The sequence below is a fragment of the Philodulcilactobacillus myokonensis genome (assembly GCF_027923585.1).
Taxonomy (GTDB): Bacteria; Bacillota; Bacilli; order Lactobacillales; family Lactobacillaceae; genus Philodulcilactobacillus; species Philodulcilactobacillus myokonensis.
In genome coordinates this window covers 157,741-173,485 of sequence record NZ_BRPL01000002.1, presented here as the reverse complement: position 1 = coordinate 173,485, position 15,745 = coordinate 157,741, and the positions used below count along the sequence as shown (strand labels likewise).

Genomic DNA, 15,745 nt, shown 5'->3' with positions numbered 1-15,745 from the left:
GTATAAGATAAATATCTTTTTAATTTTTACTATCTTTGTATCTTTATAATATCTTCTTCTTATAAAAAATTCAAGTAAAAATGCTGTCATATGAATATAGTGATAAATTAAAATCGCTAAATTTATATGACAGCATTTTTTTAATAGTATTATTTATTCAATATATTAATTATTTAATATAAATTAATTTATTATAATAATTTTTAAAGTTAATATTTTTATCTAAAATATATCCTTTTAATTCATTATCATCAATTTTATTATTTTTAAAAAGTTCTACTAAGAGTATTAATTTAGTTATTTCTAAAAGTCCGCCTTCCATACTATTTCTTTTTTCAAAATTTATTAATTGATTTTTATAATCACCCTTAAATGAACTAGATACATAAACAAAATAAGATTCTTTTAAATTATTAGGTATATTTTTCCACCATATAGAATCATCATTACGATTACGATATTGTCCAATATAACGTCCCATAGCATCTGTATGTTTCTTAGTCAAAGTAAATCCTTTATGATAAGCTTTAGAATCGATTATCCAACCTATATTATTATTATAAGAAAATCCATCTGGAGCATTGATTCCACCAATATGCATACCTTTATATCCAATTTCCTTAGTAAGCAATTTAGTAGATAACATTTCAAATAATTCATTTTCTTTATTAGAAGTTGAATTTTTAAAAGCAATATAAATTGCTTTAAAATATTGATGACTTAATTTATTAATTTTAGGGGAAATAGTATTAATTAAATTTTCAGCTCTAGAAGATGTAAAAGTATAATTCTTCTTTACAGGAATAACAAAATTAAATACATTGTCTTTTAAAATATATTTATTATTTTTATCAATTATTTCAATACCAATTCTGTTCAATCCTTTTATATCATCTGCAACTTTAGATGACGTCATTTTTATAGATGGAGAGACTTTATTAATTTTACTAGTTAAATCATAAGAACTTAAAGATTTATTTTCAGCTAAATATTTTATAATCAAAGCTCTTTCAGTTTTTCTTCTGTCTGCATTATCTACTTTAGATGCTAAATAATCCCATTTTATTCTTTTAATAGATCTTTTATGACTAGAACCGCCATTAACATTGTTTAATGCTGATTTTCCCAAGATTGTACATTTATATGCAGGTATTTTAATTTCTATTTTCTTTTTATTATAATATGTCGAAAATTTCTTATACTCTTTGGTTAATAAATCATACTTAACCATTAATCCAGCAATCCATCTCATATATTTATCAGAAGTACTTTCTGAATTTTGCCTTATCTCTTTAATTCTTTTTTTATTTCCTTCTCCCTTGGCTTGAAGTAATGCTGAAACATACATATCTTCAGGTAATGAAATGAATCCAGGCTCATCAATAAAACCAAAATTATCTCCTAATTCAAATTTAGTGAATAATTTTTTAGGTTGTTTATTAACAAGTCTAATTAACCAAGCAGCATAAGGATATTCAAATAGTCTTTTTAACATAAATTCTTTTAATTTTTTATTATTTTTTGAATCTAGTAAATTAACTGCTTTTTCACCATTTTTAGTAATATGATAACAATTATCATTATAATTAAAATCAATTAAACCCATTCCTACAGCCAAACTTAAATAATTACTAGCTGCCCAATCAATTATATTGGGTGATTTTTGTCCTTTAAATAATAATCTAATAAGACCAGAAGCATATTTTTCTCTTCCATATTTACTTTTTATTGTTATTAAATTCTCTTTAGATATTTTGTTATTATTTAATAACGCTTTTTTCAATTTATCAAAAATAATTTTAGGAGATCCCAATCCTAAGGTTGATTCTCTTAATTTTCCATTAATTAACATTTTATAAATATTTGAATTCTTAACAAATAAAGATGGAACTTTTACTACATCATTAAGATTTTGAGATACATCTTGTCCCAAACCTGATGTAGATTTAGGAATATTATTATATTCGTTAATACTTATTGTATTTTCTAATTTCATAAAAACATCCAATTCTAATAAATTTAATTTCAAAATTAATAAAAGAAATTATAATAATTATTTTATTAGAATATCAATATTTTTGCAAAATAAGAAATATACGAAGTATTTAATAATTAGTTATTAATACTTCATCACTAGATAAATTTTTAGTATTGTAAGATGAATTATGATAACTATAATTTAAATGATGTATATTATATTTTTTTGACCATTTTAATAATAGTGTATTTTTAATACCCTTGTGCTTTAAAACATTACTCAAAGCAAATTTAATATGTTTAGAATTTAAATTATCTAACACTTGATATAATTCTTTTTCCTGCTTTTCAGTCCAATTTACAAATCCCCGATTACCATCATTATAGCTACCTGTAGTAATTAAATAAGGTGGATCCGCGTAAACAAAAGATTTATCTGTTAATATATTGAAATTAAATTTATTAAAATATTGATCGGTAAATTTTGCATTGATCAAATTTAATTTAGTAACAAATTTTACTAAATTATTTTTCATATTTTTAGAAAAATGACTACGATTTTTTCCAAATGGATTATTATATTTTAAATCATTATTAAATCTAAATTGATAGTTAAAACTATATGATACTAAAACGTATAAGTCTAAAGGATTGGGATGTTTATTATAATAATTTCTTAAATTCTTAAAACCACGCTCATTAGTTTTAGAAAGAGAAAAATATTTAATTCTATTTTCTATTTGACTTACTAATTTCTGTGGATTTTTTCCTTGAAAATATCTAAATAATCCATTTATTTTAGTATTAATATCATTAAAATAGATTTTGTTTGCTTTAACATTAATTCCAACATTTCCTCCACCACTAAATAGATCAACAAATATATCAATATCAGATGGAAAAAAAGGTATTAATTGATTTAAAAGCTTATATTTGCCACCAATATAATTTAAAGGACTTTTTATCAATCCATCTTTAACGTTTATTTTAGTAGAAGAATGAATATCATTTTTATATTTAATAACACTATGTCTTTTATTATATTGAATTGGTTGATAATAATATATTAGTTCATAAACTTTATTATCATTATTATATAATTTTGATTTATATTTTCTATAAGGTATTTTTTTCACGTCAACATAACCATTTTTAGCATGCTTTATTAGCATTTCTTTTAAATCATCTACATTAATAATTCCGTCTGAAGAATAACTTAGACATACATGTTCTGAATTTAAATTATTAAGTAATTCATTCATTGCTTCTTTAGCTTTTCTTTTCCTGGCAAAATCAGAATTTAATTTTTCAGTATTTCTCTGCCCTGTTTTCCCATGAAGTTTTGGATAATCCCAACGAGCTATTGTTTCTAAAACATGATAATTAGATCCATATTGCCTAGAATTATATGGGGTATCAATATAAGCAATATCTGGCTTTATTTTTTTACACAATAAATTTGCATCTTGATTAAAAACTTCATTTTTACAGTGATTATCAATAATATTACTTGGTACCAATTCCAATGGTTTAAAAGCTCTCCTGTCCCATTTTTTTAAATATGCAGCATATGTGCCGGTCATATTACTAACAAATGGAACAGCTTGTATTAATGAATTTAAAATATAATAAAATTCTTTTTTTTCAATTAAACCTTCATCTAACCATTTCTGAATAGTTGTTCTTATAAAGTCTATTCTTTTTGCATTAGATACAGTGAATAACATTCTATGAGCCTTACTGTTAGGTGAATAGTGTTGTGTTATAAAATCACCATTGTAATCAGATAAATCCTTGCTTTGTAAATAGTTAAATGGATGATTAATTCCATATTTTTTTAATTTATTAAAATTAGGATAATCATTTAATTTAATTGTAGCTTCAGCAATAACCTTAGAAAAATATAATAAATCGTTACTTATTATTTTATATCTATTTTTAAAATGTTCTCCAACAGAATTAGTTCCCGCAAATATATCCGCAAAAGTATTCTCGTCACCTTTTAAATGTTTAGAAACCATTTCATCAATATATGGTAAAAGTCTAGTTTTATTTCCAATAAATCTCATTTTTTCACATCCTATTACATCCTAGTATTATTATAACAGATTTTGATAAATCAACATAGGTTATTTACGAATATTAGTAAAAACAATTTTTTAGGATAAAATAAATAAACACCCAACAATCTTTTCACAGATTATTGAGTGTTTTTATTTACCAAATCATCGTGGCCAACTCGCTAAATTCCTGTTGTCGACTTTGAATATCGTCAACCGTCCATTGATTACCATGATTCTTAATATATTGAGCTAAATATTTATTATTGTTCAAATCAGAGCGTTTCAAAGCATCAATTAATCCAATTTTCTTAATGTTCGATAATTGGGGCTCAATCAACGTCCAGTTACCAATGTAATTTTGGTATTCATCAGCAACTTCATCATTACCAATTCGAATTAATTTATAACCATCTAGATTAATGTCGGGATCATACATTGAATTAGACTCAAAATCAGAATGCTGATCAACTTGATATAGTTTAAATAATAAATAAGTTAATGACCAACGCTTAGCACCGGCTGATCCACCTTCTTTTTGAAGAACGTTGAAGTTAGCTTTGGTTTCAGAACTGCTCTTCAAAAGATGTTGATTTAACTCACCAATAATATCATTCACGTCAACTGTATTCTGATTCCAAATATCTTGAGCAACATTTGAAAAACCAGTTTCAAGTTTATTCGTTCCGTCATTACAGATCATGCGGTGACGGACAAAAATACATAGTACTTTTCGGATCACTTTCCGCATATCACTTGGATTATAACCCCTTCGATACATTGCAAGCATAATTGGATAATATAACTTAACTTGCATACTGCGCAAGATTGAAATCATATCCGTTAAATATGAATCTTCTAGGTAGTTAAGATTATTCTTAGTTTGTCTAGGACTATTTAAAACGTTATATAAATCAACTAGTTCCTTTAGATCATCCAGAAATGATTCAGCTTCATTTTTAGTGGTGATGTAATTACTAATTGATCGGTATAGCTGTCTAGACATAACCAATTTATGACTAGCAGACCAGTAAGAACGGATGAATTTAGTTAAACTATTACTATTCTTGCTTAAACGGTTGGAGACAAAATTCCACTTATTTTGGAATTTTTCTTCATCTTCGCTTTGTTCATCAGATTGGCTACTAGATAATGACATTAAGTGGGTTTTAATGATATCAGAAGGTGCCAAATCCTTTCCACGGCTATTCAACGTTTCAAAAATGATAAAAGCATCCTGACGGTTAGGCGCGGTGATCATTGAAACATAGAATTTATCACAAAATGAATTAAAGATTTGATTTAAAGCATTAATTCGACCATTAATTGTCTTTTCAGATTTAATTAAAGTTTGAACATATTGATAAAGCTGATTATATGCATTATTAATATTTTTAATCGGTTCAATGTTTTTATATTCATCAGTAATTTCAATTTGATTTGAAAACAATCCAATTAAATAATTCTGCAATAGATTGCTGCTCTTCGATTGGGCTTGCAATACTAATGCTGGTGTTTGACTGTTTTGCCGAATTGATTTTTGAATGGATCTTTGTAATAATTTCAAATCTATTAGCGGATCATCACTTAATTTATTATTTTTAATAATATCGCTAGCAATATTAAAAACAGCTGACATGAAAATAGTGCTGGTGGTAACCCGTTGCTGACCATCAATTAAATCTTGAACGTCAGCATGTTCAAATGTAACTAATTGACCAAAGAAATGATTATTTTGATTATTATTAAAAACATCCATTAAATCATCCCAGAAGTCACCCACTTCATCATTACCCCACGAATAGTCACGCTGATAAAATGGAATTCTAAAATTATTGTCCTTGAATACGTCCATCATGCTTAGGACCTGAGGCCTTACCTCAGAAGTAAAAGTCGACATAAAATCTTCCCTTTTTGTTTAAATTTAATACACAAACCATATTATTATATCATATCTATATGCATTAGATATTTAAAATTCTAAATTTTTATTTACTCCTACCTTATTCTGATCAATAATATAGATCTAAAAATAATAAGGTGGTAAATATTATTGAGAACAAATTTCATCAAGCATATCAAGTACGACTTAAAGCACCATTACCAATTAAAACAAATTGATAGTGGTGCTTTTAGTGTCATCAATATTCAAAATAACCGTAAAGCTGGGATCATAGCTGTTGGTAATAAATTTTATAAAGCTCTGTCTGTTTTATGCCATGTAAGAATTAAACAAGTCAGCTACTTAAAGCCAGATACAGCATTTTTCAACCTAACCAATAATACGATCTACATTATTAAAGAATACACACAGGTCAATGATGAAGAAGTACTAGGATTAGGAACACAAAGAAAGATGTATCAAAAAATAGTTAATCAAATTTCTAAAGAGCCTAACCCTACCGTTGAATTTTGTGCCCGATTCAATATTAAAAATAAAAATAATTATCAAGATATTTTTAACATTTTAAGAATCGATGGTATCAAAATCTTCTTTGATAAATATGAAGACTGGTGGTTGGGATTATAATATACTTACATATAAAATTAAGGAGATAAATAATATGGATGATGAAGAACAACGTTTATTAATTTTTATGAAAAATAAATATAAAAATCTAATGGAAAAGAATGAAATGCAACTTAATGATAATAATTTTATGTGGAATAAAAATAATCAATTACATTTTTACTCATTAATAACAAATGACCAATATGCACCAATATACTTCTTTTGGGCTAAAAAATCTAATAGCAATAAATTAACTATACTAGATAAACGTAAAGAAACAGATAAAGCAGTTTTTACAACACTTAATGACCATAATAAATTAAATTTCTTAATTTCACACAAAATAATAAGTAAAACGATTCTAAATGATTCCATAAAAAAATCATTTTCAACGGAAATGTTTTTTGAAAATACGCCCAAAGTAAGTTTTTCATCTTATATCGAGAAATTATTTAATAAAGAGTTTAAAAATAGTCAAAATTATTTAAAAAATCAACCAGACGTGAATATTATATATGAGAAACAAATATTCTTTGAATCTAATTTTCATTTTTCAAATTTAATTAGTGGCATTGAAGATAAACAATTCATTGATGAATTGGAAGAATGCATTTTTGCTTATAATAATGCTAAATGGTATTTATGTGCATCCGGAATGGGTGGATTAATAGAACATTTAATGTATTTAACACTTAAAAATTATAGTAATTATTATAGGAAACATGGAATTAGATTGAATTCAATTTTAAGTAACAGACCCACTGCCAAAGATTATGTAAGAGGATTTAAACAAAATCCAATAAAAATTGATGATCGAAAAGAATCATTTATCAACATGTTATTTATGGCAAGAAATTCAATATCCCACTTTAATACTGGTAGAACGGATAAAAGCCTATGTAATCTAATGATGAGTGGTTTAATGGATTTATATAATGATTATTATGTAAAAAGTAAAAAATATAAAGAAAGTTTATAATTATAGCATTTATTATCAATAATATAGATTGGTTTTGCTAGAATATATATATTCTGATAAAATTAATTTATATTTTATTATTTTAAAGAGGTTTTATAAATAAATGTTAAATTACAAATATGATCACATACCATATAGTGACATTGATCAAATAAAATTGCCAAAATTTCAAAGAGGGTTTGTATGGAAACCCAAGCAACAAAAGGATTTAATTCAAACACTACATGATGGTTTCCCATTTGGAGTTTTTCTTGTCTCCTCAATAAGAAATTCACAAAATTCACAATTGATTGATGGTCAACAAAGATTATCAACAATTAAAAAATATGAAAAAAATAAAGTAAGTTTTTATAAGGATTTAAGCCCTAAAAATTATCATAACACTCTTAATTCAATAAACAATATCCTAAAAGAAAATGGATATAATCAAATAACAATTAATGAATTTAATAAATATTTAAAAATGAATGAACTCGCTGATTGGACAGATAAATATGATAATTTAAATTCCAAAATTAAAAAGCAGCTTAGAGACACAATTAAATCACTCCAGAAAAGAATTAATAATTATATTAATTTAAATGAACTTCAAATTCCTGTAATTGAATTTACAGGAAAAAAGGAAGATCTTCCACAAGTATTTAAAAATTTAAATAAAGGTGGAATTCCATTAACAAGATATGAAATCTTTAGTGCAACGTGGTCAGATATATTGCTAAATATACCTGAAAACGACAAAAATTGTGATGAAATAATAGATAATGTAAAGAATTATTATGAATCACTCACTAAAAATGGTGAATTTAAAATCAGCAATTATTCTGAAGATAAATTAAGAGAAGAACGAAAAATAAATTTAGCAGAATTTGGAAGAGCATTAGGAAAATTTGTTGTAAAAAGGATTCCAGCTTTAATTACTAATAATGATGATAAGTCTATAGATAAAATTGGATTTAATTTATTGGCAATTATAAGTAATGTCGATCCAAAAATAATAGGATATGTTGGAAAAACTAAACACGTCAACAATATTCAAAATAATATCAAAATCATTTTATCAAATGCAAAAATAATTTCTAATAAATTAAATGACAAATTCAAACAATATCTTAAGCAAAATATTTCTCATAGTAGCAGAAGTAATTCCAAAAAATACCCATATGCAGGTGGAATATCTTCAAATGCCAAAATTCTTTCATACTTTGCAGATTTATGGGATAAAAGTGAAAAAGATATGAACAATGATTTAAATAATATTCCTTCATACTATGTCTATGATTTTATAGCAAATACATGGGGATCACATGGAGATCAAAGATTAAAAAGATATTATCCATATTATCAGTCCAATAATAAAAACAATTATTCTAAACCGGTAAATAAGAATACTTTTAAATCAGAATTTAAAAACTGGTTAAATGATGATAATAACAAAAAAGACAAAAAGAATTTTCCAAAATATGTTCAAGCTTTAATTACAATTCATGCTAACGTATCTAAATATACTGAGTATAACGGAGAAGATTATGAATTCGAACACGTCATACCTAAAAATAGGGTTTTAAAAAATGATCCAAAACTTTTTAATGTTCATTTAAGTTCATTAGGTAATGGAATGCTTCTTTCTAAATCATTGAATGATGACAAAAAAGATAAAACATTATATGAATATATGGAACAAAACGAATTAAATAATAATAAAATCGAAAACATTAATAATTTAATTAAACAATCATCATACTTTAAAAAAATAACACTTAAGAACATTATGAATAATTTGCAACAAAATAATTTTAATTTTGTAAATAATGAAATTAATAATCGTTCCATTAGAATGGCTAATGAAATAATAGATGGACTAATAAAATAAATAAGAAATAGCATTCAGATATATTCTGTATGCTATTTTTATATTATTTTCATTTTTTAAGGAAATTTAATTTATTTGGCAGATTACAACTTTAATCCGAACACTTGATGAAATTATCATAAAATATAAACAACTATTACTATATAAAAATCCCTTTCACCCACCATCAAATTACCACTTTAAGTCATAAATATAAATAAATATTCGATATTCTTTACTTCCTCTGTGTAAGCGCTTACTATAATTTTAGAGAGAGGAATATTGTAAGTGGCTTCTAGAAAAGAGGCAATCCAAATGGCACTTTTTATTAACACCTGGTGTTTTGAAAATGACATCAAGAATCATGGTGTAAAGCAGTCAGATTTGTTAAGTCGTGTAAAAGCAATTGGCGCCGATGGAATCGAAGTGAGAAGAGAATATCTACCCCAAGATAGCCATCAAGAGCTGAAGGCAATTAATGATGAACGGAAAAAAACAGGATTATTAATCAATTACAGTATTCCAGATGAATTGTTTGAAAAAGATGGAGCTATCAATCCAAAACTTCAACTTTATTTTAGTGAAGCGAAGGCAATGGATGCCCAGAAGACTAAGTTCAATTTAGGCAACTTTAAGAAATACACGGGCAACCTAGTTGATGATTTTAATAAGCTTCCCCTCAATCAAATTAAGCTCAACATTGAGAATGACCAGACCAAAATTAGTGGAAGGGTTAAAAACATTAAGTACTTTTTATGCCATTCCACTAAAGATCAGCTGCCAATTGGTGACGTCTTTGATTTTGGTAACTGGGTCTTCACCCACCAAGATGCTAACTATGCCGCAAATGAATTAAGAAAATTTGTTAACTATATCCATGTTAAAAATGTGATTTCAAATGATCATAAATTAACAACCAGTGATAATTTAAACAGTGGTGTTTTACATTGGAAAAAGTTACTAAGTAAATTTCATCCCAATATCGATATTGCACTCGAATTTCCGATGAAAAATGATCAGGATATTAAAACTCAATTGAATTTAGTCAGGAATGAGGTGAAGTAATTTGAACGCTGTCATTGCTACACTTCTATTAATTTTATTTCTAATTTTCATCTACTACATCATTAAGGGTGGCGACTTAATGATGGGATTCTTCATCATGGCTATCTTGTGGTCAGTGATTGGATTAATTCCATATCAAACAGCCCTTACGAATGTCTTTACCGAACCTGCTCTAAAATATGGATCAACCATTATTTACATTGTCTTTGGATCCTGGTTTGGCAGGGTCCTCGTTAATAGTGGAATTGCACCAGCAATTTCATACAATACCAATAAAATCGGCCGCAAGAAGCCCCTTTTAGCAGCTATCCTCGTTGTCCTGGTTACCGCTCTACTATTCGTTAGTTCATACGGTGTCGGGTCGGTCATTGCCATTGGCGTTATCTTACTTCCAATCCTACTATCACTCGGACTGCCAAGGGATATAGCGTTAACAACGTACGTCTTATCAATTGGGGCTGCAATGTACGTCAACGTCGTTTTGTTTAACCAAATGAAACCATTGTTTCCCAATGCCCAATATAATGCTCACTACCTAGTTTTCGGGTGGTCGGCAATGGTGATTCAATTGATCGCAGTTATTATCTTCTTGATTATTAAACGCAAAAAGATTGATCCCACCAAAGCTGCTCAAAACTTAAGTGCCATCGGCGCAACCAATAAAGAAGAAGCTAAAAAGGTGAGCTGGTTTGCATTCATCATTCCAGTTATCCCAGTCATTCTTAACATGGTTTTAAAGTGGGATGCCGTTCCAGCATTAATTTTATCAAGTATCCTAGCCATGTTGATTACTGGTCATATGAAACACATTAAGGAATTCAAACAGTTTTTGGATGAATCAATCAAACAATCAATTAATGATATTTCTGGATTAATCATGTTCTTAATGGCACTAGTAATGTTTGCGGCTGCAGCCCAGTTAAATGCTGCCAGATTCAAAGGATTTTTCAATGCCATTATCCCGCATAGCACCCTTGTATTATCACTAGCAATCGGGATTCTATCGCCACTAGCACTATTCAGAGGTCCACTCCATGTCTGGGGCGCTGGTGCCGCCACTGCTGCCGTTCTTTCAGCAACTGGCATGTTTAGCGATATGTACTTGTTGCCCCTAATGTATGTTCCAACTTTACTCGCCGTTTCAACCGATATCACACAGTCATGGAATGTCTGGGGGATTGGCTACATGAAGATTACTCCACAGCGACTCCTTAAATTCGGGGTTCCGATTATGTGGATTGTATCGATCATTAATGAAATTTTAGTTTGGCACTTCTTTGGTTAATTAATCCGAAAGTGAGGGATTTAAAATGAGTGAATTTATTACAATGGGTGAACCGGTCGTTACCTTTGCATCGACTGATGCTGACGCTAGCCTGGTTGATTCCACCCACTACACCAAAATCTTAGGTGGGGCAGAATTGAACGTTGCAATTGGTGTTCAGCGTTTAGGTCATTCAACCGAATACATTACGCAGTTAGGGACCGATCCACTCGGCAAGTTTGCTAAAAAGGTAATTGAAAGCCATCAAATTGGTACCAATTACATTTCATTTGATTCAAAACACTGGACAGGGCATCAATTAAAACAGTTGGTTACTCACGGAGATCCAGAAACGTTTAACTACCGGACTAATTCTGCTGCCGCCAACTTAAGTCCAGATCAATTTAATAATGTCGATTTATCCGGAATTAAAATTGCTCACATGTCCGGCATTTTCCCGGCATTGTCTCAAACATCAAGGGCATCGTTTAAGAAATTAATGCAGGAATTAATCAATCAGCACATCTTCATTACCTTTGATCCGAACTTACGGCCATCACTATGGGACAATCGCAAAGATATGATTAAGACCATTAATGAATTAGCAAAGGATGCTGACATCGTCATGCCGGGATCGAAGGAAGGCAAAGTTTTGATTGGTACCAATAATCCCGAGACAATTGCTAATTATTATCTTAAAAATGGTCGGAGAACGAGCGCCGTTTTAGTTAAAATTGGTCCAAGGGGTGCCTATGTGAAAACTAAAGCCGGTGATTCGTATATCGTCCCTGGATTTAAAGCCCAGCATGTTGTCGATACCGTTGGTGCTGGTGACGGATTTGCAGTTGGTGTCATCTCAGCTTTGCTAGAACATAAATCCTTAAAAGAGGCTGTTACACGGGGTAATGCCATTGGATCACTTCAGGTTCAGACCCCTGGTGACAATGATGGTTATCCAACTCCAAAAGAATTAGCCAATTTCTACCATAGTTTGAAATAAAAGACTACTATTTATTCAGTTAGGAGGATTCAATTATGACTAAAAAAATTGCTGTCCAAAAAACATTATCAGATTCTGGAAAAGAATTATTAAAGAATCATGGTTTTGATGTTGTTGAATTACCAGATAAAAAAATTTCAACATTACTTAATTTAGCCAGCGATGCTTACGGAATCATTCTAGGCACCGCTCCGTTTCCAAATGATACCGTCAAAAAAATGCCTAATCTAAAAATTATTGCTAGAAATGGTGTTGGCTACGATAATATCGATGTTAATTTTATGAAAGCTCATGGAATCTACGTCACCATTACCCCACTTGCCAATGCCTCGACTGTCGCTGAAACCACGTTAGCGGAAATATTTGATTTATCTAAAAATTTAACAAATGATTCAATTGCAATGCACAAAAACAACTGGAACTATAAGAAACTCCACATGGGGTTTGATTTAGCAGGTAAGACCCTTGGCATTTTAGGATATGGTCGGATTGGTAAAATGGTTGCTAAGAAAATGAGTGCCATGAATGTCAATATCATTATTTATTCACCTAACCTAAAAGATCCTGAAATTGGCAAAGCCGTTGATCGTGATACCTTGTTCAAAGAATCCGATATCATTACGTTACACATGCCCGTTTTACCATCAACTAAGGGAAGCATTACCAGTCGTGAATTTGGCATGATGAAAGACTCTGCCGTTCTAATTAACTTAGCTCGTGGTCCCCTAATTAAGACCCATGATTTAATTGACGCCTTAAAGAATAGCAAAATTAAGGGTGCTGCTTTGGATGTTTATGACAAAGAACCACTTCCATCAGATAGTCCACTATACAATTTTAAAAATGTTTTACTAACTCCTCATATTGCATCAAATACAGTTGAATGCATGGGCAGAATGGCATATGATGCTGCTAGTGAAATTGTGAAAACTTTGGAAGGTAAAAAACCGCAGTGGAACGTATATCGTTAAAATAATTAACATTAATTAAAAATGGACGCCTACATTTTTATAATGTGAGAGTCCATTTTTGTTTATATTAAATTATGAATTAAATTGGATTAAAAAACCACCAATGTTACAATAAAATAAATTTATTAAAGGGAAGCTGAACAATCTTATGAAAATAAAAAATACATATTTTAATAGCATCTGGCCTCCAATGTCAGGGGGCATTATTGGAATCGCTTTAGTAAGCATCTTCTTCCATAAACCCTTCTTTAGTGATTATTCTATTTCATTTCTATTAATAATGTTTTTACTGGAAAGTATCATTTATTTCATAATGAAGCACATAAGAACTAAATATCATAATTAAACCGCATTATAATTTCTTAATGCGATTTTTTAATATCTTAATAAATATTAAAGATACCTATTTATCCGATTAATGCTATACTATATGTGTAAGCGGTTACAAAAGTATGAAGCATTTTAAGCATAACCACTACACATCATAAACATTAAAGGAAGGCCTTAACCATGGCTAAATATCTCATTGGTATTGATATCGGAACTTCTAGCACGAAAGCCATTCTCATTTCAAGCAATGGCAGCATTATTGATCAGGAAAAAGCTAGCTATCAAATTAAAACACCCCACTATGGATGGGTGGAAGCAAATGCGAATGACTGGTTCGAGGCAGCCATCTCGTTAATCAGAATTCTAGCTACTAAAGTTGATGCAAAAGACATTGTCGCAATTGGCATTGATGGACTATACGCCGGTTCTGGCATTCCAGTTGATCAAAGTGGCAAGATTATTGGCCCCACTTTAATTTGGATGGATCGTCGTGCCACACATGAAGCCGCTGAAGCCGAAACAATTGTTGGCAATAAAGAATTAGAAAAGGTATCTGCTAATATTGCCGACCCCTATTATGGTTTCACCAAAATCATGTGGATCAAGAAGCACCATCCCGATTTATACCAAAAAACGGCCAAATTTCTGCCACCAGAATCATACATAATTCGCCATTTAACCGGCAACTTAAGTATGAACTATTCCGCTGCTGGTAACCTCGCCGGAATCTTCGACATTGACCATGATAAGTGGTCGAACTCGATTGCGTTTAAACTTGGGATTGATTTAAAAAAATTACCACAGAAATTCATTCAAAGCACGGATCCGGCTGGCTACCTTAGAGATGAATGGGCTAAAGAATTAGGTTTGAAAGCTGGGATCCCAATCTTTAACACTGGTGTTGACGTGGGTCCTGCTACGGTCGGTACCGGTGTGTTTAAACCGGGTAAGATTACCGTAGCTGCTGGCACTTCTATGAGTGCAGCCATGGTAACCGATCATCCGCTCAGAAACCACAACCTCATCATTTGGCCATACGCTTATAAACCGACGCAATACTACTATAACTTTGCCGGTGCTAATACTGCCGGTGCGATTGTCACTTGGTTTGCAAAAGAGTTCGGAATTGAATTAACGGATAAAGCTTCCATTAATGAATTGAATCAGCATAGTTTAAACGTACCAATTGGCAGTAATGGCTTGATTGTCTTGCCATACTTTATGGGCGAACGCAGCCCACTCTGGGATTCCACCGTCCGTGGAACCATCCTAGGCATTTCATTGAAGACCACTAAATACGAAATCTACAATGCATTTCAAGAAGCCTTGGCTTACGCTATTCGTGATGGGATTGATCAATTCGGTGCGAAACCAGATGGGGTCATCACGTTGGTTGGTGGAGTTAGCCACTCCAAAAAAATGGTCCAGATGGTTGCTGATGTAACCGGTAAGACTGTTTTAACCACTAAAACCGGTGGTGAAGCCAATCTGGGTAGTGCTATTTTAGCTGGAATTGGAATTCATGAAGTGAACGCTGAAGATGTTTCAAAATGGATCAAGATTGATCAAAAGGTCAGTCCGAACATGAAGAATCATCAACTTTACAACCGTTACTTTGAGATGTATAAGAAAGCTTACCAGAGCGTTAAACAGTATTATAAGGATTTTTCGAGTGTGATTGATAAAAAATAATAGTAAACAAAAAACTAGTTGCCTTTTTTGAGGTAACTAGTCTTTT

General features: G+C 30.1%; 11 protein-coding genes. 8 read left to right on the top strand and 3 right to left on the bottom strand.

Annotated elements, in window-relative coordinates:
* Positions 1-169 precede the first annotated feature (169 nt).
* The 3 genes from WR164_RS00885 to WR164_RS00875 form a co-directional block, all read right to left on the bottom strand.
* The gene (locus tag WR164_RS00885) at positions 170-1,996 is read right to left on the bottom strand and encodes a restriction endonuclease FokI C-terminal domain-containing protein (protein WP_286135657.1); all 1,827 of its coding nucleotides are present in this window, start codon (positions 1,994-1,996) and stop codon (positions 170-172) included.
* Between the two features lie 109 nt (positions 1,997-2,105).
* Complete coding sequence (locus WR164_RS00880) at positions 2,106-4,046, bottom strand: Dam family site-specific DNA-(adenine-N6)-methyltransferase (protein ID WP_286135656.1); 1,941 nt, start codon at positions 4,044-4,046, stop codon at positions 2,106-2,108.
* A gap of 148 nt (positions 4,047-4,194) precedes the next feature.
* The gene (locus tag WR164_RS00875; protein WP_286135655.1) at positions 4,195-5,937 is read right to left on the bottom strand and encodes a DUF262 domain-containing protein; all 1,743 of its coding nucleotides are present in this window, start codon (positions 5,935-5,937) and stop codon (positions 4,195-4,197) included.
* A gap of 153 nt (positions 5,938-6,090) precedes the next feature.
* Between WR164_RS00875 and WR164_RS00870 the strand changes: the two genes are divergently transcribed.
* The 8 genes from WR164_RS00870 to WR164_RS00835 all read left to right on the top strand — a co-directional run bounded on the left by WR164_RS00870 (position 6,091) and on the right by WR164_RS00835 (position 15,699).
* Positions 6,091-6,567 (top strand): hypothetical protein, encoded by a 477-nt coding sequence (locus WR164_RS00870; RefSeq protein WP_286135654.1) that lies wholly within the window; start codon positions 6,091-6,093, stop codon positions 6,565-6,567.
* 34 nt (positions 6,568-6,601) lie between these two features.
* A complete protein-coding gene (locus WR164_RS00865; protein WP_286135653.1) occupies positions 6,602-7,528 on the top strand; it encodes a hypothetical protein in 927 nt (308 codons plus the stop codon).
* Between the two features lie 103 nt (positions 7,529-7,631).
* A complete protein-coding gene (locus tag WR164_RS00860; RefSeq protein ID WP_286135652.1) occupies positions 7,632-9,398 on the top strand; it encodes a DUF262 domain-containing protein in 1,767 nt (588 codons plus the stop codon).
* A gap of 267 nt (positions 9,399-9,665) precedes the next feature.
* Positions 9,666-10,442, top strand: coding sequence for a sugar phosphate isomerase/epimerase family protein (locus WR164_RS00855; protein ID WP_286135651.1), 777 nt, complete (start codon positions 9,666-9,668; stop codon positions 10,440-10,442).
* A gap of 1 nt (position 10,443) precedes the next feature.
* On the top strand, positions 10,444-11,727 hold the full coding sequence (locus WR164_RS00850) for a gluconate:proton symporter (RefSeq protein ID WP_286135650.1): 1,284 nt from the start codon (positions 10,444-10,446) through the stop codon (positions 11,725-11,727).
* Between the two features lie 25 nt (positions 11,728-11,752).
* Entirely contained in the window at positions 11,753-12,706 is a 954-nt protein-coding gene (locus WR164_RS00845; protein WP_286135649.1) for a sugar kinase, read from the top strand.
* A gap of 35 nt (positions 12,707-12,741) precedes the next feature.
* A complete protein-coding gene (locus WR164_RS00840) occupies positions 12,742-13,677 on the top strand; it encodes a phosphoglycerate dehydrogenase (RefSeq protein WP_286135648.1) in 936 nt (311 codons plus the stop codon).
* A 510-nt stretch (positions 13,678-14,187) separates the two neighbouring features.
* On the top strand, positions 14,188-15,699 hold the full coding sequence (locus WR164_RS00835; RefSeq protein WP_286135647.1) for a xylulokinase: 1,512 nt from the start codon (positions 14,188-14,190) through the stop codon (positions 15,697-15,699).
* Positions 15,700-15,745: the final 46 nt, after the last annotated feature.

Coding starts and splice junctions, on each gene's coding strand:
- WR164_RS00885 (WP_286135657.1), bottom strand. CDS start 1,996: ATGAAATTAGAAAATACAATAAGTATTAACGAATATAATAATATTCCT.
- WR164_RS00880 (WP_286135656.1), bottom strand. CDS start 4,046: ATGAGATTTATTGGAAATAAAACTAGACTTTTACCATATATTGATGAA.
- WR164_RS00875 (WP_286135655.1), bottom strand. CDS start 5,937: ATGTCGACTTTTACTTCTGAGGTAAGGCCTCAGGTCCTAAGCATGATG.
- WR164_RS00865 (WP_286135653.1), top strand. CDS start 6,602: ATGGATGATGAAGAACAACGTTTATTAATTTTTATGAAAAATAAATAT.
- WR164_RS00860 (WP_286135652.1), top strand. CDS start 7,632: ATGTTAAATTACAAATATGATCACATACCATATAGTGACATTGATCAA.
- WR164_RS00845 (WP_286135649.1), top strand. CDS start 11,753: ATGAGTGAATTTATTACAATGGGTGAACCGGTCGTTACCTTTGCATCG.
- WR164_RS00840 (WP_286135648.1), top strand. CDS start 12,742: ATGACTAAAAAAATTGCTGTCCAAAAAACATTATCAGATTCTGGAAAA.
- WR164_RS00835 (WP_286135647.1), top strand. CDS start 14,188: ATGGCTAAATATCTCATTGGTATTGATATCGGAACTTCTAGCACGAAA.